At 66.1% G+C, this 25,054-nt stretch carries 26 protein-coding genes; 13 read left to right on the forward strand and 13 right to left on the reverse strand.

What is annotated here, in order from left to right:
- Both QM588_RS25270 and QM588_RS25275 read right to left on the reverse strand, forming a co-directional pair.
- Positions 1 to 1,354, reverse strand: a 1,354-nt coding sequence (locus QM588_RS25270; protein WP_283317370.1) for a serine hydrolase domain-containing protein, incomplete at its 3' end; no start/stop codon positions are given.
- 105 nt (positions 1,355 to 1,459) lie between these two features.
- The gene (locus tag QM588_RS25275; RefSeq protein ID WP_283317371.1) at positions 1,460 to 2,653 is read right to left on the reverse strand and encodes a lipase family protein; all 1,194 of its coding nucleotides are present in this window, start codon (positions 2,651 to 2,653) and stop codon (positions 1,460 to 1,462) included.
- A gap of 94 nt (positions 2,654 to 2,747) precedes the next feature.
- Here QM588_RS25275 and QM588_RS25280 point away from each other — a divergent pair, with 94 nt between their 5' ends.
- The gene (locus tag QM588_RS25280) at positions 2,748 to 3,185 is read left to right on the forward strand and encodes an OsmC family protein (protein ID WP_283317373.1); all 438 of its coding nucleotides are present in this window, start codon (positions 2,748 to 2,750) and stop codon (positions 3,183 to 3,185) included.
- Between the two features lie 173 nt (positions 3,186 to 3,358).
- Complete coding sequence (locus QM588_RS25285; protein WP_283317374.1) at positions 3,359 to 5,653, forward strand: putative bifunctional diguanylate cyclase/phosphodiesterase; 2,295 nt, start codon at positions 3,359 to 3,361, stop codon at positions 5,651 to 5,653.
- A 16-nt stretch (positions 5,654 to 5,669) separates the two neighbouring features.
- On the opposite strand, the gene QM588_RS25290 is transcribed toward QM588_RS25285, so the two are convergent.
- Positions 5,670 to 5,981: an antibiotic biosynthesis monooxygenase family protein gene (locus tag QM588_RS25290; RefSeq protein WP_027494354.1), complete on the reverse strand. Its 312-nt coding sequence runs from the start codon at positions 5,979 to 5,981 to the stop codon at positions 5,670 to 5,672.
- 36 nt (positions 5,982 to 6,017) lie between these two features.
- On the opposite strand from QM588_RS25290, the gene QM588_RS25295 reads away from it, so the two are divergent.
- Both QM588_RS25295 and QM588_RS25300 read left to right on the forward strand, forming a co-directional pair.
- Positions 6,018 to 6,794 (forward strand): alpha/beta fold hydrolase, encoded by a 777-nt coding sequence (locus QM588_RS25295; RefSeq protein WP_283317375.1) that lies wholly within the window; start codon positions 6,018 to 6,020, stop codon positions 6,792 to 6,794.
- Positions 6,761 to 7,570 (forward strand): alpha/beta fold hydrolase, encoded by an 810-nt coding sequence (locus tag QM588_RS25300; protein ID WP_283317376.1) that lies wholly within the window; start codon positions 6,761 to 6,763, stop codon positions 7,568 to 7,570. The genes QM588_RS25295 and QM588_RS25300 overlap by 34 nt, the downstream gene beginning before the upstream one ends.
- On the opposite strand, the gene QM588_RS25305 is transcribed toward QM588_RS25300, so the two are convergent.
- A complete protein-coding gene (locus QM588_RS25305) occupies positions 7,567 to 8,451 on the reverse strand; it encodes an A/G-specific adenine glycosylase (protein WP_032391282.1) in 885 nt (294 codons plus the stop codon). The two genes, QM588_RS25300 and QM588_RS25305, sit on opposite strands and share 4 nt — an antisense overlap.
- Before the next feature lie 121 nt (positions 8,452 to 8,572).
- Between QM588_RS25305 and QM588_RS25310 the strand changes: the two genes are divergently transcribed.
- The 3 genes from QM588_RS25310 to QM588_RS25320 all read left to right on the forward strand — a co-directional run bounded on the left by QM588_RS25310 (position 8,573) and on the right by QM588_RS25320 (position 10,920).
- On the forward strand, positions 8,573 to 9,199 hold the full coding sequence (locus QM588_RS25310; RefSeq protein WP_027494350.1) for a carbonic anhydrase: 627 nt from the start codon (positions 8,573 to 8,575) through the stop codon (positions 9,197 to 9,199).
- Positions 9,200 to 9,288: 89 nt separating this feature from the next.
- Positions 9,289 to 10,035, forward strand: coding sequence for a hypothetical protein (locus QM588_RS25315; protein WP_027494349.1), 747 nt, complete (start codon positions 9,289 to 9,291; stop codon positions 10,033 to 10,035).
- Between the two features lie 15 nt (positions 10,036 to 10,050).
- Complete coding sequence (locus QM588_RS25320; RefSeq protein ID WP_027494348.1) at positions 10,051 to 10,920, forward strand: SCO6745 family protein; 870 nt, start codon at positions 10,051 to 10,053, stop codon at positions 10,918 to 10,920.
- Between the two features lie 47 nt (positions 10,921 to 10,967).
- Here the strand turns inward: QM588_RS25320 and disA are convergent, their stop codons facing one another.
- The 3 genes from disA to QM588_RS25335 form a co-directional block, all read right to left on the reverse strand.
- Entirely contained in the window at positions 10,968 to 12,053 is a 1,086-nt protein-coding gene (gene disA / locus QM588_RS25325; RefSeq protein ID WP_027494347.1) for a DNA integrity scanning diadenylate cyclase DisA, read from the reverse strand.
- 128 nt (positions 12,054 to 12,181) lie between these two features.
- Complete coding sequence (gene radA / locus QM588_RS25330) at positions 12,182 to 13,579, reverse strand: DNA repair protein RadA (protein ID WP_027494346.1); 1,398 nt, start codon at positions 13,577 to 13,579, stop codon at positions 12,182 to 12,184.
- A 53-nt stretch (positions 13,580 to 13,632) separates the two neighbouring features.
- On the reverse strand, positions 13,633 to 14,241 hold the full coding sequence (locus QM588_RS25335) for a hypothetical protein (protein ID WP_027494345.1): 609 nt from the start codon (positions 14,239 to 14,241) through the stop codon (positions 13,633 to 13,635).
- Positions 14,242 to 14,529: 288 nt separating this feature from the next.
- Here QM588_RS25335 and QM588_RS25340 point away from each other — a divergent pair, with 288 nt between their 5' ends.
- The 5 genes from QM588_RS25340 to rlmB are packed head-to-tail and all read left to right on the forward strand — an operon-like array spanning position 14,530 to position 18,602.
- Positions 14,530 to 15,018: a CarD family transcriptional regulator gene (locus tag QM588_RS25340; protein WP_027494344.1), complete on the forward strand. Its 489-nt coding sequence runs from the start codon at positions 14,530 to 14,532 to the stop codon at positions 15,016 to 15,018.
- 35 nt (positions 15,019 to 15,053) lie between these two features.
- Positions 15,054 to 15,719, forward strand: coding sequence for a 2-C-methyl-D-erythritol 4-phosphate cytidylyltransferase (ispD, locus tag QM588_RS25345; protein WP_283317382.1), 666 nt, complete (start codon positions 15,054 to 15,056; stop codon positions 15,717 to 15,719).
- Entirely contained in the window at positions 15,716 to 16,180 is a 465-nt protein-coding gene (ispF, locus tag QM588_RS25350) for a 2-C-methyl-D-erythritol 2,4-cyclodiphosphate synthase (protein WP_283317384.1), read from the forward strand. The genes ispD and ispF overlap by 4 nt, the downstream gene beginning before the upstream one ends.
- Positions 16,181 to 16,203: 23 nt before the next feature.
- Positions 16,204 to 17,619, forward strand: coding sequence for a cysteine--tRNA ligase (gene cysS, locus QM588_RS25355; RefSeq protein ID WP_283317386.1), 1,416 nt, complete (start codon positions 16,204 to 16,206; stop codon positions 17,617 to 17,619).
- Positions 17,619 to 18,602 (forward strand): 23S rRNA (guanosine(2251)-2'-O)-methyltransferase RlmB, encoded by a 984-nt coding sequence (gene rlmB, locus QM588_RS25360; protein WP_032373657.1) that lies wholly within the window; start codon positions 17,619 to 17,621, stop codon positions 18,600 to 18,602. The genes cysS and rlmB overlap by 1 nt, the downstream gene beginning before the upstream one ends.
- Positions 18,603 to 18,697: 95 nt before the next feature.
- Here the strand turns inward: rlmB and QM588_RS25365 are convergent, their stop codons facing one another.
- From QM588_RS25365 to QM588_RS25390, 6 genes are read right to left on the reverse strand one after another with little or no spacing between them, the layout of a single operon-like run.
- Entirely contained in the window at positions 18,698 to 19,552 is an 855-nt protein-coding gene (locus QM588_RS25365; RefSeq protein WP_283317388.1) for a biotin-dependent carboxyltransferase family protein, read from the reverse strand.
- Complete coding sequence (locus QM588_RS25370) at positions 19,549 to 20,151, reverse strand: 5-oxoprolinase subunit B family protein (protein WP_283317390.1); 603 nt, start codon at positions 20,149 to 20,151, stop codon at positions 19,549 to 19,551. The genes QM588_RS25365 and QM588_RS25370 overlap by 4 nt, the downstream gene beginning before the upstream one ends.
- Positions 20,151 to 20,909, reverse strand: coding sequence for a LamB/YcsF family protein (locus QM588_RS25375; protein ID WP_283317391.1), 759 nt, complete (start codon positions 20,907 to 20,909; stop codon positions 20,151 to 20,153). The genes QM588_RS25370 and QM588_RS25375 overlap by 1 nt, the downstream gene beginning before the upstream one ends.
- Before the next feature lie 10 nt (positions 20,910 to 20,919).
- Entirely contained in the window at positions 20,920 to 21,798 is an 879-nt protein-coding gene (locus tag QM588_RS25380; RefSeq protein ID WP_032373661.1) for a metal ABC transporter permease, read from the reverse strand.
- On the reverse strand, positions 21,795 to 22,628 hold the full coding sequence (locus QM588_RS25385) for a metal ABC transporter ATP-binding protein (RefSeq protein ID WP_283317392.1): 834 nt from the start codon (positions 22,626 to 22,628) through the stop codon (positions 21,795 to 21,797). Before QM588_RS25385 ends, QM588_RS25380 begins: the two co-directional genes overlap by 4 nt.
- A gap of 48 nt (positions 22,629 to 22,676) precedes the next feature.
- Positions 22,677 to 23,699, reverse strand: coding sequence for a metal ABC transporter solute-binding protein, Zn/Mn family (locus QM588_RS25390; protein ID WP_283317393.1), 1,023 nt, complete (start codon positions 23,697 to 23,699; stop codon positions 22,677 to 22,679).
- Between the two features lie 141 nt (positions 23,700 to 23,840).
- Between QM588_RS25390 and QM588_RS25395 the strand changes: the two genes are divergently transcribed.
- Complete coding sequence (locus QM588_RS25395) at positions 23,841 to 24,947, forward strand: LacI family DNA-binding transcriptional regulator (protein WP_283317394.1); 1,107 nt, start codon at positions 23,841 to 23,843, stop codon at positions 24,945 to 24,947.
- The last annotated feature ends 107 nt before the right edge of the window (positions 24,948 to 25,054 follow it).

The following is a 25,054-nucleotide window of genomic DNA, read 5'->3' on the forward strand; positions in this document are numbered from 1 at the left end:
TTTGCATTAACGGTCCAACCCACGGGGTCCAGTGCAGTGCAGTGGTCCATTGACGGAAAATGCGAACAGCGAGAGCAACGGCGATGACGGCAAGTTCCGTCAGCACGAGCCAGAACAGCACTGTCATGTCGGGAGCCCAGCGGCCCAGGGTGGAGATGGGTACACCGGTGAGCGTCGGCGTCGCGAAGTACAGCACTCCTCCGGCAGCGACAGCCATGAGGACGTGCGCAGGTGCCCACCGGCCGGGTGCGGTTTGCAGGCGAAGCAGAATGCGGATCGCGCGCACGGCGAGCAGCACGGCGACAGCGGTCGAGCCGATCGACAGCATGGCGTACAGGCCCGGGCCGGTGCTGCGGGGCTCGTCGAATCCGAGTCGAGTGAGAACCAGTGCGCGGGCCGCCGAGGCCAACTGTTCGGCTTCGAGTTCGCCGTATCGATTGGTCGCGAACACTACGGCCATGTGGCGTTCCGGGATGAGCGCGACGTGGGTGAAGTAGCCGGGAACGGCCCCCGAGTGCCAGCGCATCTCGGTACCGTCGGGCAGGGTTTCGACGTACCAGCCGAATCCGTAGGACAGTCCCGACCCCGTGGGCACCGTATCTCTACTGGTCGACGCCACCGTGGTGAGTCGGCTCGATGCGTAGCGTGAGAGTTCGTCGATGGATCCGGCGAGGTAGCCGTAGCCCAACCCGGCGTTGTCGATTCCGGTGTCGATGCGTCGAGGGAAGGTGAAGAACGGGACGTGACCGGGTGGCACTGCTTCGCTGGTGTGCACACCGGTTTCACGGGCGACGACGTCGGCAAACGGTTCGTCGGTGATTTTCTCGACGATTGCTTGCAGCAGTAGGTAGTCGAGGCTGGAGTAGCGGAACGAACCCGGGTCGTCGGGTGTGAGCCGCAGGGTGGGCACCACGTCGAGGGCTCGTTCTGTTCTTCCCCATACGTCCAACGCGGTGACGTCGTCGGGTAGCCCGCCGGAGTGGTGGATCAGGTCTGCAACGGTGACGTCGGCCGAGATGATCGAATTCGATTCGGGCAGAACATCTTCGACGAGATCGGTCAGGTCGAGACGGTGCTGGGCCACGAGCGCCTGCACCGTTGCTGCCGTCACCGATTTCGATACCGAACCCCACACGAAGGGTGTGCCGTCGTCGATCGGGGAACCGTTTCCGTCCATCCCGACCGCCACGTCCTCGGTGACCTCGCCTTCGGAGACGACGCGAAGCGCCACTCCGGGCAGGCCCAACTCTTCGGCGACGTGCTCGACGTCCGACCGGGCGTCGGTGTCGGGTGGAACAGGAGAGATCGAGGTAAGGATGGCTGCCACGGTCAACAGGGTGTGCACGATGCGCATGAATGGGCGTCCCTCGGTCGGCGAACTGCGTTGCCGCACGAGTGAATCAAGGAACTCCCCGCGATCGCCTCGGTGAAGACCCTGATTTCGGTGCTGAGATCAGGCCTAGGTTCTGTGAACGAGGTCCGCGATCCAGGGCAATATGTCGGCGTATGCGGCCAGGGCTCCGGGTGCATGGTTCGCGCCCGTCATCGGGACGACCGGAAAATCGTATTCGCGGTAGGTGACGTCGGCACCGAGTTCCCGCCAGCGTTCGAGCAGTATGCGGGACTGCTCGATAGGTACGACGTCGTCCGCGATGCCGTGCGACAGGTAGACCGGCATGCTCGGTGCGATTCGGCCGACGGTGTTCGCGTCGATCACCTCGGATATTCCGGGGTCGTTCAGGTGCGCGGCGAGTGGGCGTCCGTCTCGGGTGAGTTCGCTCGTGTCGACGGCGTCGTTCGCGGCGTGGTCGGTGCTGCACCAGTTCTGCGCGGCGTCGAGCAGCGCGGTGCCGCCGGCGTCGAACACGCTTCGGATCTCGTCGGCACGGTCGGGGTAGGCGTTGATCATCCCGTCGATCGCGAACAGGACGGCGCTGCCGAGTGCGGTTCCGTCGAGGGGTTCGACGTTGAGCGTCGGATCTGCCGGTGGCGCACCGACATACGCCCCGACGATGTCGAGTTCAGGGGCGTAGGTGGCCGCAAGTTCGGCAGCGGCCCCGGATGCGAACCCGCCCTCGGAGTACCCGTACAGCACCACCGGGGTTTCGGCGTCGGCGGTTCTCGCCACGTCGAGCAACGCGTGTCCCGAGGCCAGGCGGTTCAGGTACGTGTGCCCGCCCGGAGTGCCGAGTCCCTGGTAATCGGTCGCCACGACGCGATAGCCGGCCAGCAGTAACGGCAGGATGGCGGGGGACGATCCGACGGTACCGAGAACCGCCGATCCGGCGCATCGATCGGCCATCCCGGATGTGCCGGGCGCGTAGGCGATCACCGGTCGCGGTCCGGGGCCGGGCCACGGTGCGGTGGGGGTCATCGTGTACCCGGAGACGGTCATGGGTTGGCCGTGCGCATCGGTGGAGTTGTACAGGATTCGTTCGATGTCGAAGCCGAGCCCGAAACCTTTGGGCGAGTTCATCGGCCGTACTCGCACCACATCGCCGGGTGAATGTCCCGTCGATTCCACCGGCACGTCGTAGAAGTCCGACAGGGGATCGGCGACGACGGGTGCCGACAGCGCGACTCCCGACACGAGCACCCCCGCCACGATCATCGCTGTTCGCCGCAGGCAACTGGTGGTTCGCCCGTTCGTCATCTCGAGATCTCCGCACTCGATGGCCCGGTCACCCCGCCGACGTTAGCCTGAGTATCGGCCCTATGAAGGGTCGACGACGAAAGGACTCGGTTCGATGCCAACACGTACCTCACGCACCGCATGGAATGGAACTCTCGAACAAGGTTCCGGCCAGGTGGAGCTGTCCAGTTCGGGTGCAGCGACGTTCGACGTGTCGTTTCCCAAGCGTGCCGCCGAGAACGCGGGCGGCACCACCAGCCCGGAGGAATTGATCGCAGCGGCTCATTCGAGTTGTTACGCGATGCAACTGTCGGCGCTGATCGCCGAAGCGGGCGGTACTCCGCAGAGTCTCGAAGTCACCGCTGATGTCTCGCTCGGTCCGGACCAGCCCGGTTTCAAGCTCACCGGTATCAAACTGACCGTCCGCGGCGAGGTGGACGGTCTCGACGCCGACGGGTTCGCCAAGGCAGCGCTGGCAGCGAAAGAGACCTGCCCGGTCAGTAAGGCCCTCACCGGTGTGGAGATCACTCTGGACGCCGCATTGGAGGGCTGACCGAACGGATCACCCGATGTGAGACTGGCGAACAGTCGTCAGGTTTGAAATAGTTCGTTGATCGACCCATCCTCGGATGGTTCGGTGCCGAATCGAGGTCAAGCATCGGGTTAGATCGGCTGTTGCATACCTTCGGGGAATGTAACGACCAGCCTAGGAAGGATGTGCCCACCATGTTGTGGACGCGCTTCCTAGGCCTGGGTGCCCTCGCAATCGCGGCCTACGTTGCAGCCCCGCTTGGATTACCCCGCGACATCGTCTACTCAATCGTGGTCCTGGCCACAGTGTCGGCATTCGTGTATCGGTTGCTGCGCGAGAACGGACCGGACCGCCGAACGTGGAAGTACATGGCCCTCGGCGTCGCCTGCTGGGGTGTGGGCGACGGGCTGGTCGCCCTGATGCAATACGGGGGCGGCCGGGTCTCGACCTTCTCTGCTTCGGACGTGCTGTATCTGGCCGGGTACCTGATCATTGCTGTCGGATTCGCGCGTGCGGCCGACGAGAACGGGCTCGTCTTCGGTCTGGAAGAGCTGCTCGAATGTCTGGTGGTCGCGGTGGGTGTCGGTCTGGCCGCGTGGATGTTCGTCGTTCCCGGCGACTGGACGGGATCGCTGGGCTCGATGCTCTCGCTCTTGCCTGCGACCGTGTACCTGACCATCGACGCGTTTCTGCTGACTCTCATCGGCAGTCTCTATCTGTTGACGCGATCGACCGGTGTCTCGGTCGTGGCTGCCACCATCGGCACAGTGCTCCTGGCCGTGTCCGACTTCGCCACCTACTCTCGGCTCGACGATGTCGAGCCCTATCGCTCGCTGCTTCCGAACACGCTGTGGCTGGCCGCCTACGTGTGCTTCGGCGTCGTTGCGCTGTTCGTTCCGGAGCGGCCGGTCACACGCATCGAGCGTCCCAGTCCGTTCAGATTCGGGCGGGCACGATTCGTCGGTCTGGGCCTCGCGGTTGCCGTCACCCCGGTGGCCATGGCCGTGCAACTGGCTCGCGGAGTGCCCGTCGCGCAGTGGGGTTGGGTGATCGTGCTGTCCTCTGCTCTGGTCATCTCCTTGGTCGGCGGCAGGATGGCCTGCTTCCTCGGAACGCTGCGCAGCCAGGCTTCGGTGCTCGAGAACGTGGCACGAACGGACGCCGTCACCGGACTCGGCAATCGTCGCCTGCTCCGGGAGCGGCTCGACACGATGCTTGCCACGCGCGGCGAATCGGACGTCTTCACGCTCGTGGTCGACATCGACCGTTTCGCTCAGATCAACGAGACGTTCGGGTACAGCGTGGGCGACAGCGTGCTTCGCGAGATCGGCCATCGCCTCGTCGCCTCGGTGCGGTCCGACGATCTGGTGGGGCGGCTGGGAGGCGATCAGTTCGTCGTCGCGATGCGCCGGCCGCCGGGTAGAACCGACATTTTCGACATGGCTCATAGGCTCCAATTCGCCGTCAGCAGAACGATGTTCGTGCACGACATCAACGTCGCCCTGGACGCGGCGGTAGGGATAGCGGCGTTCGAGGAGTGTTCGGGGGCGTCCGAGACGAACGGCGTCGACGGCGAGGCGATGTTGCAGCGTGCTCATGTGGCCTTGACGTCAGCGAAGGCGGGCCATGCTCGCATCGGTCTGTACGAGCCCGACATGGACCGAAACCGACACGATCAGATGCGACTGCTGGGCGAGCTCGACACGGCTATTCGCGATCATCAGCTCCGCGTGTTCTTCCAGCCGTGCCTCGATCTCGAGTCGGGCAGTGTCGACCGGGTCGAGGCTCTGCTGCGGTGGCTGCACCCACGCGAGGGATTGATCGGGCCGTCGACGTTTCTTCCCGATGCCGAGCGCACCGGCATGTTGCCCGCCATCACCGCCCTGGTGCTCGACGAGGCACTCGCGCAGTGCAGCGCACTGAGGCGACGAGGTATCACTCTGTCCGTCTCGGTGAACCTTTCGGTTCGGAATCTTCTCGACGAGACACTCACCGAACAGGTCGCCGCGGCACTGGCGAAACACTCGGTACCGGCACACGCCCTGGAGTTCGAGGTCACCGAAACCACAGCCATGACCGACCCGGTGCGATCGGTGGCTGCGTTGACCTCGTTGCGCAGTCTGGGGGTGACTCTGGCCATCGACGATTACGGGACCGGATACAGCTCGCTGGCGTACCTGCAGACCCTGCCGGTGCAGACCCTCAAGATCGACCGTTCGTTCGTCTCGAAGATGAACTCCGACGACACCGACGCGTCCATCGTTCGCTCGACCATCGACCTGGCTCGCAGCCTGGGCGTGCGAATCATGGCCGAGGGCGTCGAGGATGCGGGTACCCTCGACGCCCTGCGTCGGCTGGGTTGCGATGCGGCACAGGGGTTCTACCTCGGGCGGCCGATGCCTGCCGAGCTGTTGTTCGACGCCGTGCACAAACTCGATTCCGAAACGCCCACCAGACTCGAGTGGGAGCTCGCCCGTCAGCCCATCTGACGGGCGAACTGCGCCGTCACGAGGTGGCGGGTACGTCCAGCACGACCTCGAACTCCAGCAGTGACGCACCCGACGCGACCGGCTTGCTCTCGCCGGAACCGGCATGCGCCTGCCGTGACGGTCCCCCGGACCAGGCCTGGAACGACTCCTCGTCCTCCCACTGGGTGACGACGAAATAGCGCGTCTCGCCCTTGACCGGGCGGAGCAATTGGAACCCGAGGAAACCGGGCGAACCGTCGACCGTTCCGGCACGCGCGGCGAAGCGCTTCTCGAGCTCGGGGCCTGCGCCCTCGGGTACGTCGATCGCGTTGATCTTCACAATGGCCATTCTCGGGAGACTACCCCGCCGATATGCTCGGCGGTGATGCTCTACGACGAGGGTGGATCCGGCCGTTCGATACTGCTGCTGCACGGGCTGATGGGTAGCGCGGCGACGTGGCGACGCCAGATTCCGTGGCTCCGAGAACTCGGGCGGGTGCACACCTACGACGCCCCGGGCCACCGTCGGCCTCCGCCGCCAGAACTGACGACCGAGGCGTTCGTGGACGACCTGATCGAGCACCTCGAAACGGTGGGTCCCAGTGTGCTGGTCGGTCATTCGATGGGAGCGCTGCACGGCTGGTGTGCGGCTGCGCGGCGACCCGATCTGGTCACCGCGCTCGTCGTCGAAGACATCGCGCCGGACTTTCGCGGTCGAACGGCGGACGGCTGGGCGGCGATGATCCGGGCGTGGCCGCAACCGTTCCCGGACGCCGACGCGGTACGCGCCTTCTTCGGAGATGTTGCCGGACAGTACTTTTTGGATTCGTTCGAGCTCAGCGACGACGGCTGGCGACTGCACGGTGACGTCGATACGTTCGAGGCCATTTCGCAGGAGTGGGGGACGCGGCACTTCTGGAACGAATGGGATGCCGTCCGTGCTCCGGTTCTGTTGATCGAAGGTGAGCGCACCATCACGCCGGCCGGCCAGATGAGCCGAATGCACTCGGCCAAGCCCGGATCGGTGTACGTCCGAGTCGAGGGTGCGGCGCATCTCGTTCACGACGAAGCCCCGGAGCGGTATCGCGACGCCGTCGAGGGGTTCCTGCGCACACTAGGATCATCCGAATGCCGCTCGCACAGCTCAACGGAATCGACCTGAACTACGACGTCACCGGTGACGGACCGCTCGTGGTTCTGGTGATGGGAACGGGAAGCCCGGGCCGCGTCTGGCGAACCCATCAGGTTCCCGCGCTGGTGAAGAGCGGATATCGCGTGGTCACATTCGACAATCGCGGTATCGCACCGTCGTCCGAGTGTGCGCATGGAATGACGCTCGACGACCTGGTCGCAGACACCGCCGCCTTGATCGAACATCTCGGCGGCGGAAAGGTGCGCGTCGTCGGCACCTCGATGGGCGCACGCGTCACCCAGGAATTGGCGTTGGCGCGGCCGGATCTGGTGTCGCACGCAGTGATGATGGCCACCTACGGCAAAAACACCACGATGCGTCAGCAGTTGACGAAGGGCGAGAAAGATCTGTTCGACGCCGGAGTCGAACTTCCGGCCTCGTACCGGGCGGCGATGACTGCGATGCAGAACTTCTCGCCCAAGACTTTGGCCGACGAGGCAGCGATCGGCGACTGGCTGGCGGTGCTCGAATACTCCGGCGGCAAGAAGACGGCCGGTATGCGGGCGCAGATCGGACTCGAAATGCGTGCCGGCGCAGACAGATTGACAGCGTATCGCCGAATTTCGGCCAAGTCGCTCGTCGTCGGATTTGCCGACGACCGGCTCATTCCGGTGCAGCAGTGTCGTGAAGTGGCTGCGGCGATACCCGGTGCGCGCTACGTCGAAATCGCCGATACGGGCCACTTCGGCTACCTCGAACGACCCGATGCCGTCAATGCGACTCTGGTGGAGTTTCTGGCGTCCTAGCCGTCCGAACCCTCACCGGCCAGCGCGAACAATCCCGACTCGGTTTGTTCGATCAATCCGTCGGTGAGCAAGGAATCGAGAGCTCGGTCGCGCTGGGTGGGGTCGGTGGGCCAGACGATGTCGAGCTGAGCCCGCTCCACCGGCCCGGTGCTCTCCCGCAGGACCGACATCAGTTTGCCGCGTACCTGTCGATCGGTTCCGGCGAACTTCTGCACCTTCTTCGCCGGGCCGGTGTGCGCAGGCCGCCCGGCCTCGATCCAGGCGCACTCGGGAAGTGGGCACAGCAGGCACGCCGGATTCTTTGCGGTGCAGATGAGCGCACCGAGCTCCATCAACGCCGCCGAGTATCGGGCGGCGCGGGGCACGCTGACCGGAAGCAGTTGTTCGACGTCGGCCAAATCCCTTGTCGTCGAAGGATTTCCAGGCTCGGCGTTGCCGTGCAACGCACGCGCGACGACGCGTCGAACATTGGTGTCCACCACCGGAACTCGCTGGCCGTAGGCGAAAGTCGCCACCGCCCTGGCCGTGTAGGCCCCGATGCCGGGCAGGCCGAGCAGGGTGTCGACATCATGCGGAACCTCGTCGCCGTAGTCCTCGGCAAGCACCCGAGAACACTCGTGCAGACGCAATGCGCGACGCGGGTACCCCAGCTTCCCCCACGCCCGCAGCACCTCGGCTTGCGACGACGCCGCCATCGCCGAGGGGACCGGCCACCGCTGCACCCACTGCTCCCAGATGGGAGCCACCCGCACGACGGGCGTCTGCTGCAGCATGATCTCGCTCATCAGGATCTGCCATGCGGTCACTCCCGGACGACGCCACGGCAGGTCGCGTCCGTCGGTATCGAACCATCCGAGCAGGGCCTCGGGATCGATCGGCAACTGTGCGCCCCTCTTCTCGTGTCTGTGACGGGTACCAACAGTAGTGAACCCGACTCGCCGGTAGCCCGCTGCGCGTGCACCCGACTCGCCGGTAACCCGCTGCGCGTGCACAATGAGAGCTATGCCTGCTTCGAATCCGATCGCTGCCTGGAAGTCACTCAAGGAAGGCAACCAACGGTTCGTCTCCGGAGAGGTCCTGCATCCGTCGCAGGGGATCGAGGACCGCGCCCGGCTCGAGAGCGCTCAGCACCCCGGGGCCATCCTGTTCGGCTGCGCCGACTCACGCGTTGCCGCCGAGATCATCTTCGATCAGGGCCTCGGCGACATGTTCGTCGTTCGCACCGCCGGCCACGTCGTCGATTCCGCCGTGCTGGGCTCCATCGAGTACGGCGTCGCGGTGCTCAATGCTCCGCTGATCGTCGTGCTCGGACACGACCACTGCGGTGCCGTCCAGGCGACCGTCGACGCACTCGAGAGCGGTGACGTGCCCGGCGGCTACATCCGCGACGTCGTCGAGCGCGTCACCCCGTCGGTGCTCTCGGCCCGACGCGACGGCCACGAAGCCGTCGACGAGTTCGAGGCGCGCCACGTCCAGGAAACCGGCAACCTGCTGATGCAGCGTTCGCGCATCGTCGCCGAGAAGGTCGAAGCCGGCGAGCTGGCGATCGTCGGACTCACGTACCAGCTGTCCAAGGGGCGTGCGCAGCTTCGCGAGGTCATCGGCGACATCGGCGAGCAGCCGGCCTGAACGGTCGAACAGCCCGAAAGCCCGTTCGCCGGTGCGACACGCCGCGTGGGCTCAGGGATAGCGTGGCTTCGGCCGCATACGGTTGATTCGTGTTGGAACCGACCGGGCCATTGCCTCCCGAAATCTACTGGCGACGCCGCGCACTCGCCATCGGTGCGGCCGTTGTCGTCCTCGGCTTGATCGTGTGGTTCATCGCCTCGCTCAGCGGTCGTTCCGACGACCCCGAGGCCGCTCCGGCCGGGGTCGCAGCTCCGGCGACCACGTCCGCCCTGCCGTCGCCCAGCTCGTCTGCCACGCCCGGTGGTTCGGGTGGCTCCGGTGGTTCGGGTGAGGGATCGGGCGGTTCCGGTGGGTCCGGTGGTTCGGGCGGCGGTACCGACTCCGCGGCCGGCGGTGGCACGACAGCAGCAACGACCAGTGGTGCGCCCGCTCCGGCGATCGCCAACCAGTGCCCGGATCAGTCCCTCGCGATCAAGGTGACGCCCGAGAAGGCCACCTATCGCCTCGGCGAAGAGCCCGTGTTCACCGTCGTGATCACCAACATCGGGTCAGCGGAGTGCCAGCGCGACGTCGGTGCCGGGTTGCAGCAGGCACTCGTCTACACGCTCGACAATCAGCGCATCTGGTCCAACATCGACTGCTTCCCGAACGCTGCGTCGGATCTGCGAACCTTCAAGCCCGGTGAGCAGGCCGGCTTCACGGTGAAGTGGTCGGGCACCAACTCGGTTCCCGGTTGCGGTGAAGAGCGCGTCCCGGTCGGCGTCGGTGCATACCAGGCCATCGCACAGCTCGGCGAGCTCAAGAGCGTGCCGGAACCGTTCAACATCACCGGCTGAGTACGGTCGAATCTCATGACCACCCCGACAGCGCTTGCCCGAGCGGCCTACACGACGCTCGAACCCTTCCATGTGACCGCGTACTTCAATCCCGAACTCGGATCTGCGTACGAGGACACCGGACTCGACGGTCATGCCTGGTACGTGGGCGCACGGGCCGCGCCGATGGGTCCGTGCGCGCCCAGCGTCGTCGCGGCTGCGTTCTACAACTTCAACCCGGTGTTGATCGAGCAGGCGTGGCCGGCCGCTGTGGCCGTCGGTCTGGATGCAGTGTCCGATCGTCGGTGGGCACTGCTCGACTCCGTCCTCGGCGCAGCATTGGGTTCCTTGGCCTCCGAGCCCGATCTCGCGACCATCGCGGAGCGATTGCGCAGCATCGGCGACGCGGCGTCCTTCGCCGGCCGTCCTCTCGCAGCAGCATGGCATTCCACCGAACGACCCGACGTGCCTCATCTCGCCCTGTGGCATTCGATCACCGTGCTGCGTGAATGGCGGGGCGACGGCCACCTCGCCGCGTTGATCGACGCGGAACTCGACCCCGCGGAAGCAGCGGTGTTCCACGAAGCCGTCCGCCCGACACCGCAGCCCGGACGCCGAGCACTCGGCAAGCGCATCACACAGCTGACGCGACAGTGGTCCGAGACCGAATGGGATTCGGCTGCAGAACGACTCGCCGTCCGGGGACTGCTCACCACTTCTGCCGAGGGGGAGACGTTGACCGAGGCCGGCACCGCTCTCGATCGGCACATCGAGGAGCGCACCGACGCCATGGCTTCGGCAGTGTGGAAGACCGTTCCGGATGCGGAGCAGCTGATCACGAGCGCACGGCCCTACGTGAAAGCCGTGATCGACGCTGGTTTCCTCCCGGGGACCAAGAAGCGGTAGGGGTTACCGGTTCTCCCAGGGGTCCCGGGTCTCGGTCGTAGCGCTTCCTAGTCGTAGGGCCCGGAGATCGAGGCCTCTGCCAAGCGCGACAGCCCCTCTCGAATGTGCCTGGCCCACAGGCCGCCGATGCCGTCGACCGACTGCAGATCGGCTGCGGTTGCGGCCAGCAGGCCCTGCAAAGTGCCGAATGCGCCCACGAGTCGGTGAATCTGGCTGAACTGCAACCGCGGCACTCGCGTCAGTACGCGATAACCGCGCGGACTCATCGGGGTGTCCAACGCTTCGATGGTCGCGGGATAACCGAATGCCCGGGACAGAGTCGTCAGGTCCAACAGGTCGACATCGGTCAGCTTGTCCAGAGCCGCGAGCGCTTTCTCCACGCCGGTGGTGCTCGACGGTTCGTTGCCGGCGAGATAGTCGCGCACGATCAGTTGACGGTCGATGTCGTTGTCGCCCAACAACTCTTCGAGCTGGAGAGCGAGCTGACGGCCGTCGGTGCCGAGTTCGAGGACGTTCTGCTCGATTTCCACCGACACCCGTCGCACCATCTCGAGGCGCTGGGCGACGGTCAACGCGTCGCGCAGGGTCACGAAATCTTCGATCTCCACGACCGAGAGCTGACGCGTGTTCTCGTCGAGCCGGGCCTTGTATCGCTCGAGCGTGGCGACGGCCTGATTGGCGCGCGAGAGGATGGTGGCTGAGCCCTCGACGACGTGCCTGATGCCGCTGATGTAGACACTGACGATGCTCATCGACTGGCTCACGGAGACAACGGGATACCCGGTCTGCATCGCTGTTCGCTCGGCCGCGCGGTGTCGGGTGCCGGATTCGACGGTAGGAATCTTGTGGTCGGGGACGAGCTGAACATTGGCCCGAACGATGCGCTGCCCGTCGGTCGAAAGCACCACTGCGCCATCCATTTTCGACAGCTCGCGCAGTCGTGTCGGCGCGAACTCGACATCGAGCTCGAACCCGCCGTCGCAGATGGCCTCGACCTCTTCGTCGTAGCCCAGGACGATCAATCCGCCGGTGCGGCCGCGCAGGATTCGTTCGAGACCGTCCCGCAGGGCGGTGCCCGGTGCCAGTCGAGCGATGGTCTCGCGTAACGCCGGGGACTGCGCGGCGCCTTCCATGGCCAACCCCCTCGTGTCGTAACGGCATGCGGCAGATCTGGAGCTCGTGCCCAACAAAGACTAACGCGCCGCCGAATGCGGGCCACGCCGTTGCACACGGGCAGCGCCGTAAAGGGTACCGCCCGGTGTCATACCGGCCGCATACGCGTGTACGTCAGGGCCTCGCCGACGTTGGTGACGGTTTTGACCTTGATGCCGGGCGGGATGGGGCCCGCGTCCTCGGGGACGATGGCGTAGTTGAACCCCAGTCTGGCTGCCTCGGCGAGGCGGCGCCCGAGCCCGGCGACGCGTCGTACCTCGCCGGCGAGCCCTACTTCCCCCAGAATCACCATTCCTGCGGGCAACGGTTGATCACGCACCGCCGACGCCACCGCAGCCGCCAGAGCCAAATCTGCGGACGGCTCACTCGTGCGCATCCCGCCGACCGTCGCGGCATAGACCTCGGCCTTGGACACCTTCACCCCGCACCGGCGTTCCAGGACGGCCAGAATCATCGCGACACGGGCGTGATCGAGTCCGCTGACCGCACGTCGCGGTGACGGCATGGCGGTGTCGACGATCAGTGCCTGCAGCTCAGCCAGCAGCGGTCGCTTGCCGTCCATCGTGACGGTGACGGCGGTCCCGGGGACGGCGTCGTTGCGGTGATGCAGGAACAGCCCGGACGGGTCACTGATGCCGACGATTCCGGTCTCCCGCAACTCGAAGCAGCCCACCTCGTCCGAGGCACCGAACCGGTTCTTGACGCCGCGAATCATGCGCAGCGTGGAGTGCTTGTCGCCCTCGAAGTTGAGGACCACGTCGACGAGGTGTTCGAGCGAGCGTGGGCCTGCCACCGCGCCTTCCTTCGTCACGTGCCCCACGAGCAGAACGGCGACTCCGGTGGTCTTGGCCAGAGTGGTCAACGCACTGGTGATGGCGCGGACCTGAGTGACACCGCCGATGACGCCGTCGACGTCGGCGGCGAGCATCGTCTGCACCGAATCGACGATCAGCAGGCTGGGCTTGACCTGTTCGACGTGTCCGAACACGGTTGCCAGATCGGACTCGGCGGCGAGAAAGACGCGCTCGTGCACCGCGCCGGTACGGTCGGCTCGCAGCCGAACCTGCCCTGCGGATTCCTCGCCGGTGACGTAGAGCGCGCGGCGATCGGGAGCCGAACGAGCCCACCGATGCACCACCTCGAGCAGCAGCGTCGACTTGCCGACGCCCGGCTCGCCGGCCAGCAGAACGACCGAACCGGGGACCAGACCGCCGCCGAGGACACGATCGAACTCGTCGATGCCGGTGGTGTTCGCCTGCGAGGTTGCGCTGCTGATGGTCGTCAGTGCAGCTGCGGGCGTCGTCGGGATCATGGCGCCGCCGCCCGAGCGGAGCGCCGATGCACCTGCGCGCGACGTGAGTGGTGCCGCGGTGGCCTGGACCTCGTCCATCGAGCCCCAGTCGCCGCATTCGGGACACCGACCGACCCACTTGGAGACCGAATGATGACACGCGGAGCAGCGGTAGCTCGACTTCAGTTTGACCACGTCGGAAGCCTAACGATCGGCACCGACAGGTCCGGTGACCTCGTACGGAGGGGTCAGTGCCCGCCGCTGTGCTCGGAGACTGCCTCTTCGGAGCGCTCGAGTTCGTGACCGGCGTCGACGGGGACGTTGACGACAACATCGCCCGCATTCGCGAACTCGAAGGTGACCGGCAGCGTCAGGCCCGGGCGCACGTTCTCGCTGATGTCGGCCATCTCGACCTTGATGAGCTGGATCGGAAGCAAAGGATCGTCCAGCTGCGTGTCGGCGGGTGATCCGGCACCGAGCGCGGTCAGCGGAGCGATCTCGGTGCTGCCCGGTTCTGCCTCGTCGACGATGGTGACCTGAGCCTCGGGAGAGGAGATCCCGGTCAGCTCGTCCGCCACGGCGGGGTTGGCGTTGATGGCCGTGAACCCGAGCTCGACGGTGCCGCCGGGCTCGATGCTGTACTCCTCGGAGGAGGGGTACACGACGTGCACGTTGCGAAGCTGAATGTCTCCGACGTCGACGGAATTGCCGTTGACCGCCGCGACCTGAGTGGCCGTCTGCGAGATCTGACCTGCGCCGCAGGCGGTGAGCACGAGGGTGCCACCAGCGAGAAGCGCGAGGGCAGCGGCCGTTCTGCGATGGCGGCCAAGCGGTGTCGCAGCGTCGATTGCAGTCACTTCGGTCGTCCTCCATGTGGTGCCGGGCCGGCTCGGTCCATCTCGTCCACTAGGCAGAGTAGTAGTTCTCGTCCACCGACCGCTCGTGGGGTCCGCCACTGCTCACGATGCGCCAGGTAGGGCAGCCTTCGGCAAGGAACGGGGGTGTGACGACCGCGGCCGAAATGTGGCATCGGATACACGTCGATCGGTCTGTGTCAACCCCTGATTCGGCAGCACTGTGCCCCTGACCTGCACCGTTGATATTGGGCGTGGTATTCTGGATAAATCGAAAGGGGCACTTGTCACATGATTTTCAAGGTCGGAGACACCGTCGTTTACCCCCATCACGGAGCGGCGCTGATCGAAGCGATAGAGACACGCACCATCAAGGGTGAACCGAGAGAGTACTTGGTTCTGAAGGTCGCGCAAGGCGACCTCACCGTTCGAGTCCCCGCGGACAATGCCGAGTACGTCGGCGTTCGCGATGTCGTCGGGCAAGAAGGCCTCGACAAAGTCTTTCAGGTGCTGCGCGCACCGCACACCGAAGAGCCCACCAACTGGTCGCGTCGCTACAAGGCCAACTTGGAGAAGCTGGCTTCCGGTGACGTGAACAAGGTGGCCGAGGTCGTTCGCGATCTCTGGCGTCGCGAACAGGATCGCGGACTGTCGGCAGGCGAGAAGCGCATGCTCGCCAAGGCGCGTCAGATCCTCGTCGGCGAGTTGGCACTGGCCGAGGGAACCGACCAGGCCAAGGCCGACACCATGCTCGACGAAGTTCTCGCCACCGCTTCGTAGAGTGAGCAGCTTCGCAGAATGAGCAGCTTCGTAGCGTGAACGGTACCGTCGGCGACGTTGTCGCCCTGGTACCCGCAGCAGGTAAAGGCCTTCGGCTCGGACACGACGAGCCGAAGGCTTTCGTCTGTCTGGGTACCGACTCTCTTCTCAAGCGATCCGTGGACGGACTGCGTGCCTCGGGTGCCGTCGACCGCATCGTCGTCATCGTGCCCGTCGATCTGCTCGACGCGGCCCGCGGGCTCGTCGGCGACGACGTCACCGTCGTGGCAGGCGGCCGCGAACGCACCGATTCGGTGCGCGCCGGTCTCGCCGTCATCGGAGGCGCTTCGGTCGTGCTGGTCCACGACGCCGCTCGCGCTCTCACCCCGCCCGCGTTGATCGCCCGCGTCGTCGCCGAGGTCCGAGCCGGACGACCAGCGGTCATCCCGGTGCTGCCCGTCGTCGACACCGTCAAGGAAGTCGATCTCATGGGCGCGGTGATCGGTACCCCGGACCGCTCGAGACTGCGTGCGGTACAGACCCCGCAGGGCTTCGACGCCGACGTTCTGCGTCGCGCGTATGCCGCCGCTACCGACATCTCCACCGACGATGCGGGACTGGTCGAGCGGATAGGCGAGACGGTGCACACCATCGTCGGGGACGCCCTCGCATTCAAGATCACCACTCCGCACGACCTACTACTGGCAGAGGCGCTCTTATGAGAGTCGGCATCGGCACCGACGTCCATCCCATCGCTCCGGGTCGACCCTGCTGGCTGGCCGGACTGCTCTTCGAGGACGCGGACGGACTCGAGGGCCATTCGGACGGCGACGTCGCCGCACACGCGCTGTGTGACGCCCTGCTGTCCGCTGCGGGCCTGGGAGATCTGGGGTCGGTCTTCGGCACCGGGCGTCCCGAGTGGGACGGAGTCAGTGGAGCCGCGATGCTGACCGAGGTGCGACGGTTGCTCGATGCGGGCGGCTTTGCGATAGGCAACGCTGCGGTGCAGATCATCGGTAATCGGCCCAAGATCGGACCGCGCCGCGTCGAGGCGCAAGACGTTCTCTCGGGTGTTCTCGGAGCTCCGGTATCGGTGTCCGCGACCACCACCGATGGGCTCGGGCTGACCGGTCGCGGCGAAGGAATCGCGGCTGTCGCGACCGCACTTGTCATGACGAGGTAAAACCACCGGTAGCATTGCTGGTCGTGACCCTTCACCTACACGACACCGAGACGAGGGCCCTGCGGGAATTCACCCCCTTGGTCCCTGGCCATGTATCGGTGTACCTGTGTGGGGCAACGGTGCAGGGTGAGCCTCACATCGGCCACGTACGCAGCGGAGTGGCGTTCGACGTGCTGCGCCGCTGGTTGCTGGCACACGACTACGACGTCGCTTTCGTTCGCAATGTGACGGACATCGACGACAAGATCCTGAACAAGGCGCGTGACGCCGGTCGACCGTGGTGGGAGTGGGCGGCAACGTACGAGCGTTCGTTCACCTGGGCCTACGACCGACTCGGTGTGCTGCCGCCGTCCGCCGAACCGCGTGCGACGGGCCACATCACTCAGATGGTTCAGATGATCGAGCGGCTGATCGAGCGTGGCCACGCGTATGCCGACTCGTGCGGGGACGTGTACTTCGACGTACAGAGCTTTCCGAGTTACGGCGCATTGTCCGGTCACAAGCTCGACGACGTACACCAGGGCGAGAGCGTTGCCGAGGGCAAGCGCGATCCTCGCGACTTCACGCTGTGGAAGGGTGCCAAACCCGGTGAGCCCTCGTGGCCGACGCCGTGGGGTCCAGGCCGTCCCGGCTGGCATCTCGAGTGCTCGGCGATGGCGGAGACCTACCTCGGTCCGGACTTCGACATCCATTGCGGCGGTCTCGATCTCGTGTTCCCGCATCACGAGAACGAGCGGGCGCAGTCCATGGCCGCCGGCGACGGCTTCTCGCGCTACTGGTTGCACAACGGCTGGGTGACGATGGGCGGAGAGAAGATGTCCAAGTCTCTCGGCAACGTCCTCTCTGTACCCAACGTGCTCAAAAAGGTTCGGCCGCAAGAGCTTCGGTTCTACCTCGGTGGCGCGCACTACCGGTCGATGCTCGAGTACTCCGATACTGCGCTCGAGACCGCAGCGGTGACGTACCGGGGCATCGAAGGGTTCGTCCGGCGAGCCGTCGAACGCGCCGGTGACGTTCCGATGGGCAAGTGGACCGCCGGATTCGCCGCCGCTCTCGACGACGATCTCGGAGTTCCCAAAGCGTTGGCCGAGATTCACGCCACCGTCACCCTCGGCAACACCGCCCTCGAGTCCGGTGACCTACCGGCAGCCGTGGAGCATGCGGGCAGTGTGCGGGCGATGCTCGACATCCTCGGAGTCGACCCCCTCGATCCGCACTGGTCGAGCGACAGTGGTTCGGACGCAGCAGCTCTCGGTGCACTCGGCGTTCTCGTCGAGGCCGAGCTGGAGCGTCGAGCAACGGCGAAGGCGACCAAGGACTGGGCCGTCGCCGACGAGATACGGACGAGACTGGCCAAGGCCGGAGTAGACGTGACAGATACACCCAACGGGCCCGAATGGTCGCTGGGTACGAGCAAGACCGACGAAGCAGGTTTGTGATGGCAGGCAATTCGAGTAGGCGCGGCGCAATCCGCAAGGACGGCACCAAGAAGGGGCAGGTCGCCGGATCCGGAGGCAAGCGTCGTAAGGGCCTCGAGGGCCGCGGCGCAACGCCCCCCGCCTCCGAGCGCACCAAGCATCCCGCGGCGCGTCGAGCCAAGCTCGCCGAGAAGTCCGCGCAGAACCGCGGCGGCACCACCGGAGGACGCGCGGGCGGCCGTCCGGCCGGACGCAAGGCCGAAGACGGTCCCGAGGTGGTACTCGGTCGCAACCCGGTCGTCGAGTGCCTGCGAGCAGGCGTGCCCGCCACCGCACTGTGGGTTGCCGTCGGCACCGACAGCGACGATCGGCTCAAGGAAGCCGTGCAGCGCGCAGGCGATGCACGGATCTCCATCCTGGAGGTTCCCCGTTCGGATCTGGACAAGCTCAGCGCCAACGGATTGCATCAGGGCCTCGCCCTGCAGGTGCCGCCGTACCGCTACGCGCACCCCGACGACCTGATCTCGAACGCGCGCACGCATCAGGAACCCGCACTGCTCGTGGCGCTCGACAACATCACCGACCCGCGCAACCTCGGTGCCGTCGTGCGTTCGGTTGCCGCTTTCGGTGGCCACGGCGTCGTGATTCCGCAGCGTCGCAGCGCGAGCGTGTCGGCCGTGGCATGGCGCACCAGCGCCGGTGCCGCAGCCCGACTGCCCATCGCGCGGGCAGTCAATCTGACTCGCACACTGAAGGATTGGCAGTCCAAGGGCGTCACCGTCGTCGGCCTCGACGCAGGCGGCGACACCGACCTCGACACCTTCGACGGAAAGGGTCCGGTCGTCATCGTCGTCGGATCCGAGGGCAAGGGCCTCTCGCGTCTGGTCAGCGAGACCTGCGATCACATCCTGTCGATCCCGATGGCCGGACCGGTCGAGTCGCTCAACGCCTCCGTCGCGGCGGGCGTCGTGCTGGCCGACATCGCGCGTCAGCGTCGAGGCTGAACCTCACACCCTTCGTGCGAACCTCACAGCCCTGCTATCGCTCGAATGGGTGTGTGAGGTCGAGAAAACGGGTGTGAGGTCGTGTGCGGCCGGGATCAACCGACAGCGCGGAACCGTATCTGCGTTCCGGGGGTCAGCTGCGCAGCGGCGGACACATCGGCCGCAGTCACGACGGCGATAACCGGATAACCGCCCGTGACGGGATGGTCGGCGAGAAACAACACCGGCTGTCCCGACGGTGGCACCTGTAGCGCCCCGAGAACCATTCCCTCGCTGGGCAATTCGTCGTCGACCGCGCGGGTCAAGGGCTCCGCGCCGTCGAGCCTGATGCCGACGCGATCCGAATCCTGCGTGACCGTCCACGGCTGCTCCAGCAGAATGGATCGAGCATGCTCGGTGAACCAGTCCTCGCGTGGGCCGAACGTGATGTGCAGTGTCTGCTCGAGCGGGGTCGGTACTACGAAATCCGTTGCAGGCCAATGGTCTGTGGCGTCGCCGACCGGGAGCACCGTCCCGGGGGAGAGCCGAGCGGGCCCGAGGCCCGACATCGTGTCCGTCGATCTGCTGCCGAGAACCGACGGGACGTCGATGCCTCCCCGGACGGCGAGGTAGCTGCGCAGAGCCGATGAGGGCGGCGACAGAGTCAACTCCTGCCCGGCTCGGACCACGAGCGTCGAATGCAGTCCCTGCACGGTGCCGTCCACGCGGCAGATCACGTGCGCTCCGGTGACGGCCATGACGGCGTCGAACTCGGTTCGGACCTGCAGGCCACCGAACGTCACTTCCAGGGTGGCGGCACCGGAGTCGTTGCCCACCAGACGGTTTGCCGCATCGTGTGAACGAAGGTCCGCTGCACCGGATCGTCCGACGCCCACCGCCGCGTGGCCACGTCGTCCACGATCCTGGACGGTGCACAGCGGACCTGTCCGCAGGACGGTCAGGGCCTTCATGTCGACTCGAATCGGACGGTAGTGCCGGGTGTGAGCAGTGCCGGCGGAGTGCGTTCGCTGTCCCACAGCGTCACGTCGCTGCGGCCGATCAGTTGCCATCCCCCGGGCGAGGACCGCGGGTAGATGCCGGAGAACTCGCCGGCCAGACCCACTGCGCCTGCCGGGACGCTGGTGCGCGGTGAATCACGTCGCGGCACGTGCAGTCGGGTGTCGGTGCCGACGAGGTAGCCGAAGCCGGGAGCGAAGCCGCCGAACGCGACCGTCCAGGTCTGTTTTGTATGCGCTGCAACAACTTCGGCGGTGGACAGGCCGGTCAGGCGGGCGACGTCGTCGAGGTCTGCGCCGTCGTAGGTGACGGGAATGGTGACTGCATCGGATGCGGTAGTGGGGTCGTCGACAGCGGGTGTCAGCGCCGCGACCCACTCGAGTATCGGTGCCGGTGCCCCGTCGAAGATGACCAGCACGGTGCGGGCGGCAGGAACCAGATCGACGACCGCGCCGGGCCGTTGGCGGACCATGGAGCGGTGGTACGACATGGTCTCGCGCAGGTCGGCGAACTCGATCAGCAGCGCGTTATCGCCTGCGGGAAGGAGGCGCATCAGACGAAAGCTGTCACGTCGATACCGTTGGTGCGCAGCAAGTCCGATACGGCGGTGGCCATCGCGACAGCACCGGGGGAGTCGCCGTGCAAGCAGATCGATTCGGCGCGGACTTCGACCGTCGTGCCGTCCACCGCTTCGACCGTACCGTCGGTGATCATCGTCGATACCCGCTTGGCGACCGCCTCGGGATCGCTCAGCACCGCGCCGGGTTCCGTGCGCGAGACCAGTGTTCCCTGTGGGGTGTAGGCGCGGTCGGCGAAAGCCTCTGCGACCGTGCGTAACCCGACGCGTTCGGCTTCGTCGAGAAATGCCGAACCGGGGAGCCCGAGTACCGGCAGACGCGGGTCGTAGGCGGCCACTGCCTCGGCGACCGCTTTCGCCTGCTCGCGATGATGCACGATCGCGTTGTACAGCGCCCCGTGCGGTTTGACGTACGTGACGGCCGAACCGGCCACTCGGGCAAGGCCGTCGAGTGCGCCGATCTGATAGACGACGTCGGCGGTGAGATCTGCGGGGGCGACGTCGAGAAAGCGTCGGCCGAATCCGGCGAGGTCGTGATAGCCGACCTGAGCCCCGATCCGCACGCCCGCGTTCGCAGCCGAGCGGCACGTGCGCAGCAGCGTGGTCGGATCACCGGCGTGAAAGCCGCACGCGACGTTGGCACTGGACACCACCGCGAGCATGGCGTCGTCGTCGCCCAGAGTCCACGCACCGTAGCTTTCGCCGAGATCGGCGTTGAGATCGATGGCCGTCACCCTGGACAGTCTAGGCGGCGACGAGCCGTCCGGAATTGGCCTTGCGAGTAGCTCCCACAGCTCGGCAGAGAAGATAGATGACGAACGAGATGGTCGTGACGAAGGTCGAGACCGGGAGGCCCGGGGCGAGCGAGAGCAAGATGCCACCGACAGCGGCGATCTCGGCGAACAGGATGGACAGCAGCGTCGCCTTGAGCGGGCTGGCCGTCACTCGCGCAGCCGCCGCAGCCGGGGTGATGAGCAGCGACAAGACCAGCAGCGCGCCGACGATCTGAACGCCCAGCGCACAGGCAACACCGACGAGTACGGCGAACACGACCGAGAGTGCACGGACGGGCACGCCGCGGGCCAGTGCCACCTCGGGGTCGGTGCTGGCGAACAGCAGTGGACGGTAGACCACGGTGAGCACGATCAGCACGAGAACGGCGCACACCAGTAGAAGCTGGATTCCGCTCTGCCCGACGCCGACGATCTGGCCGATGAGCAACGAGAAGCTGGTGCCGGTTCGGCCCGGGTACAGCCAGATGAACAGCACCGACAGGCCGAGGCCGAACGACATGATGACGCCGATGACCGAGTCGCGGTCGCGGGCCTTGTTGCCGAGCAGGGCGAACATCACCGCGGCGACGACGGATCCGACGATGGCACCGAGCCCGACGGTGATGCCGACGAGCAGTGCAGCGGACGCACCGGTGAGGGAGAGTTCACTCGATCCGTGTACCGCGAAGGCCCACTGCCTGCTGACGATGAGCGGTCCGAGCGCGCCGGCGAGCAATCCCAGAATGGCAGCGGCGATCAACGCCTGCTGAACGAAGTCGTAGCTCAGCAGATTCGCCGTGGTGTCGAAGTCGAGCATCTTCGAGAATGCGTCGAGAACCTTCTCGTTCATGCCTTGTCTTCTCCGTCGTGCGGTACGGGTGGGTGGTGGGCACCGGCCGAGCCGAGCGCATCGATCGAGTCGCCGGTTCCGACGACGACCAGCCGGCCGCGAACCTTCAGCACCTCGACCTCGGTGCCGTACAGCTCGGACAACACCTCGGTGGTCATGACGGTCTCGGGAGTCCCGATCCGGAACCGGCCGTCGACGATGTAGACGACGCGGTCGACGAGCGGAAGGATCGGGTTGATTTCGTGCGTCACGAACAGCACGGCTGTGTCGTGCTCCCGCCGTCGGCGATCGATGAGGCCCGAGACCAACGATTGGTTGGCGAGGTCGAGGCTGAGCAGGGGCTCGTCGCACAGCAGTACCGACGGATCGCCGACGAGTGCCTGGGCGATCCGCAGTCGCTGCTGTTCACCACCGGACATCGAGCCGACCGGTGCGCCGGCGAAGGAATTGGCGTCGACCTGATCGATGGCGCGCTGCACCGTCTCCTTGCGCTGCCGCATGCCCCGCAGTCCCAGGCCCCATTTGTGGCCGTCCCAACCCAGACCGACGAGATCGCGTCCGCGCAGCGGCAGATCGTCGTCGATGTTGCGTTGCTGGGGGACGTACCCCACGCCCGACTGGCCGCGGCGAACGGGACTGCCGCCGATCGACGCGGTGCCGGACGTGAGGTGGTTCTGGCCGAGCAGCACCTTGAGCAACGACGTCTTGCCCGACCCATTGGGGCCGAGGACGGCGACGAACTCGCCCGCGGCGACCGACAGATCCAGGTTCTGCCAGAGGGTGCGGTCGCCGAAGGCCAGTCCGGCATCGCGCAGTTCTACAGCAGGCATGCGCTACAGCTTTCCATCAGCTGCCCACCGATCGGGAGGCGGATCGACTCACGGGTTGGTGCTGAGCGCGGCCTGCAGGTCCGTCGCGGCCTTGGTCTGCCACTCGATGAACGTCATCCCGGCGGGCAGAGTCTCGGTGACCTCGACGACGGGGATGCCGGCAGCCTCGCTGGTGGTGCGAATGTCCTGTGTGACAGCGTCTTCGGTCTGAGTGTTGTAGACCAGCGCGCGGACGGACTTGGACGTGAACAGATCCCGTGTCGCGGCGATCGATGCGGGCGACGGGTCGTTGCCCTCCTCGATGGCGTCCTTGAAGTCCTCGGGCGTGCGGTCGTCGAGATCGGACTCCTCCAGGAGGTAGTGCGCGATCGGTTCGGTCTGGGCCACCGGTGCGTTCGGGAACTGGGCGGCGATCCGGTCCGTCACGTCGGTGATCGCGTGGATCTGCTCGTGGAACGCATCGGCGTTGGCGGTGTACTGCGCGGCGTTGTCCGGGTCGAGCTGGCCGAGCTTGTCGGCGATCTCCTCGGCGGTGTGCGCTGCGACCTCGGCGTGGTACCAGACGTGTTCGTTGACCTCACCGTGCGAGTGGCCGTCTTCTGCCGCGGGCTCGGTTGCGGACTCTGTTGCTGCCTCGGACGTCGTCTCGGAGTCGTGATCGTGGTCCGCGTCGAGCAATGTGAAGGCATCGACGGACGGCACGTCCTTGCCCTCGGAACCGAGGATGTCCTCGATGAACTGGTCGTAGCCGCCGCCGTTGTAGACCACCAGCGACGCCTCGGCAACCGCGGCGGCGTCACCGGGGCTCGCCTCGTACGAGTGCGGATCTGCCGAGGGGTCGGCGATGATCGATTTCACGGTGGCCAGGTTGCCCGCAACGGCCTCGGCCACGCTGCCCCACACGTTCGTGGACGCGACGATCGTGATCGGACCGTCGACGGGGTTGGCCGGAGCGGACTCGGTGCTCGTCGGCTCGTTCGAGCTGCATGCGGTCAGTGCCAGTGCGGCAGCGCAGGTCAGGCCGATGAGGGCCGAGCTCTTGACCCGAGACGGGCGGTGGAAGGACGACATCGATGTACTCCTGAAGGCAGGGCTTGACGCTAATGGAAACCGTTACCGTTGTACTCTAGCTCTCGAGCAGCCTCGGTATCGAATCGGACGAGTCCAACCTCGATTTTCTCTGCAGCGTGGTGTGGGACTAACGTCCCGGTTATGGCCAGGTCAAGCGAACCCCGACGTCAAGCGACGTTGGCGTCGATCGCAGCCGAGCTGAAGGTATCGCGAACCACCGTCTCGAACGCCTACAACCGACCCGATCAACTCTCGCCCGAACTGCGCGAACGCGTCCTCCAGGCAGCCAAGCGACGCGGTTACGCAGGCCCGGACCCGGTCGCGCGATCGCTGCGCACCCGCAAAGCCGGAGCCATCGGACTACTGCTCACCGAAGCCCTCAGCTACTCCTTCCGCGACCCCGCCGCCATGAGCTTCCTCGCCGGTCTCGCCGAATCCTGCGAGGCCGCAGGACAAGGACTGCTGCTCATTCCCGCCGGTGCCGAACGCGACGACGTGCAAGCTGCCGCTGTGGTCCAACAAGCAGGAGTCGACGGATTCGTCGTCTACTCCGTCGCCGACGACGACCCCTACCTGGCCGCAGTGCGCGAACGACACCTACCGATCGTCGTGTGCGACCAACCCCGCAACATCCCCGAGGCCGCCCTCGTCGCAATCGACGACCGCGTCGCCATGAAAATGCTTGCCGCACATCTGATCTCGCTGGGACACGAACACCTTGCAGTGCTGTGCATGCGGCTCGGACGCGACCGCCGCGACGGCGTCGTACCCCCGGGACGGCTGGCCGACAGTCACTTCCACGTCCAACGTGAACGCATCGCCGGCGTCCAGGCCGCCATGATCGACGCCGGACTCGACCCCGACACCCTCACCGTCGTCGAACGATTCGACCACACCGTGCGCTCCGGCCACTCCGCCGCAGCCCAGGCGCTACAGGCCAACCGCGACACCACGGCACTGCTCTGCACCACCGACGTCATCGCACTCGGTGCACTCAACTTCGCCAGAGTCTCCGGAATCGATGTGCCGAGCCAACTCTCGGTCACCGGATTCGACGGCATATCCGACGCCATTCGCGAGAACCTGACCACCGTGCGGCAGGACGCCGAGGAAAAAGGCCGTCGAGCCGGGAAACTGGTGCTCTCGTCCTCGCACTCGGGCATCGTCGCCGCCGAAACCCTCCCGACCGAACTCTTCCGAGGCCGCACCGCAGCACCGCCGCCGGATCAACCGCCCGCTATCGCCTGACCTTCGCCGTCGCCCCGTTCGCCCCATTCGCGTCAATGGACCACTGCACGGCTCAGACGTATGTGCACCGCTCCCCAGAAGTTGGACTGAGTAATTCAGTTCCAACG

This window comes from Rhodococcus sp. IEGM 1354 (assembly GCF_030056855.1).
In the GTDB taxonomy this organism is placed as follows: domain Bacteria; phylum Actinomycetota; class Actinomycetes; order Mycobacteriales; family Mycobacteriaceae; genus Rhodococcoides.

Bases quoted from the DNA above. Each gene is read 5' to 3' on its own strand.
- QM588_RS25300 (WP_283317376.1), top strand. From the start codon at position 6,761: ATGCCGCTCGCACAGCTCAACGGAATCGACCTGAACTACGACGTCACC.
- ispF (WP_283317384.1), top strand. From the start codon at position 15,716: ATGAGAGTCGGCATCGGCACCGACGTCCATCCCATCGCTCCGGGTCGA.
- QM588_RS25385 (WP_283317392.1), bottom strand. From the start codon at position 22,628: ATGCCTGCTGTAGAACTGCGCGATGCCGGACTGGCCTTCGGCGACCGC.
- QM588_RS25285 (WP_283317374.1), top strand. From the start codon at position 3,359: ATGTTGTGGACGCGCTTCCTAGGCCTGGGTGCCCTCGCAATCGCGGCC.
- QM588_RS25380 (WP_032373661.1), bottom strand. From the start codon at position 21,798: ATGAACGAGAAGGTTCTCGACGCATTCTCGAAGATGCTCGACTTCGAC.
- QM588_RS25390 (WP_283317393.1), bottom strand. From the start codon at position 23,699: ATGTCGTCCTTCCACCGCCCGTCTCGGGTCAAGAGCTCGGCCCTCATC.
- rlmB (WP_032373657.1), top strand. From the start codon at position 17,619: ATGGCAGGCAATTCGAGTAGGCGCGGCGCAATCCGCAAGGACGGCACC.
- QM588_RS25295 (WP_283317375.1), top strand. From the start codon at position 6,018: ATGCTCTACGACGAGGGTGGATCCGGCCGTTCGATACTGCTGCTGCAC.
- QM588_RS25310 (WP_027494350.1), top strand. From the start codon at position 8,573: ATGCCTGCTTCGAATCCGATCGCTGCCTGGAAGTCACTCAAGGAAGGC.
- QM588_RS25290 (WP_027494354.1), bottom strand. From the start codon at position 5,981: ATGGCCATTGTGAAGATCAACGCGATCGACGTACCCGAGGGCGCAGGC.
- QM588_RS25280 (WP_283317373.1), top strand. From the start codon at position 2,748: ATGCCAACACGTACCTCACGCACCGCATGGAATGGAACTCTCGAACAA.
- QM588_RS25395 (WP_283317394.1), top strand. From the start codon at position 23,841: ATGGCCAGGTCAAGCGAACCCCGACGTCAAGCGACGTTGGCGTCGATC.
- QM588_RS25275 (WP_283317371.1), bottom strand. From the start codon at position 2,653: ATGACGAACGGGCGAACCACCAGTTGCCTGCGGCGAACAGCGATGATC.
- disA (WP_027494347.1), bottom strand. From the start codon at position 12,053: ATGGAAGGCGCCGCGCAGTCCCCGGCGTTACGCGAGACCATCGCTCGA.
- QM588_RS25340 (WP_027494344.1), top strand. From the start codon at position 14,530: ATGATTTTCAAGGTCGGAGACACCGTCGTTTACCCCCATCACGGAGCG.
- QM588_RS25365 (WP_283317388.1), bottom strand. From the start codon at position 19,552: ATGAAGGCCCTGACCGTCCTGCGGACAGGTCCGCTGTGCACCGTCCAG.
- QM588_RS25320 (WP_027494348.1), top strand. From the start codon at position 10,051: ATGACCACCCCGACAGCGCTTGCCCGAGCGGCCTACACGACGCTCGAA.
- QM588_RS25370 (WP_283317390.1), bottom strand. From the start codon at position 20,151: ATGCGCCTCCTTCCCGCAGGCGATAACGCGCTGCTGATCGAGTTCGCC.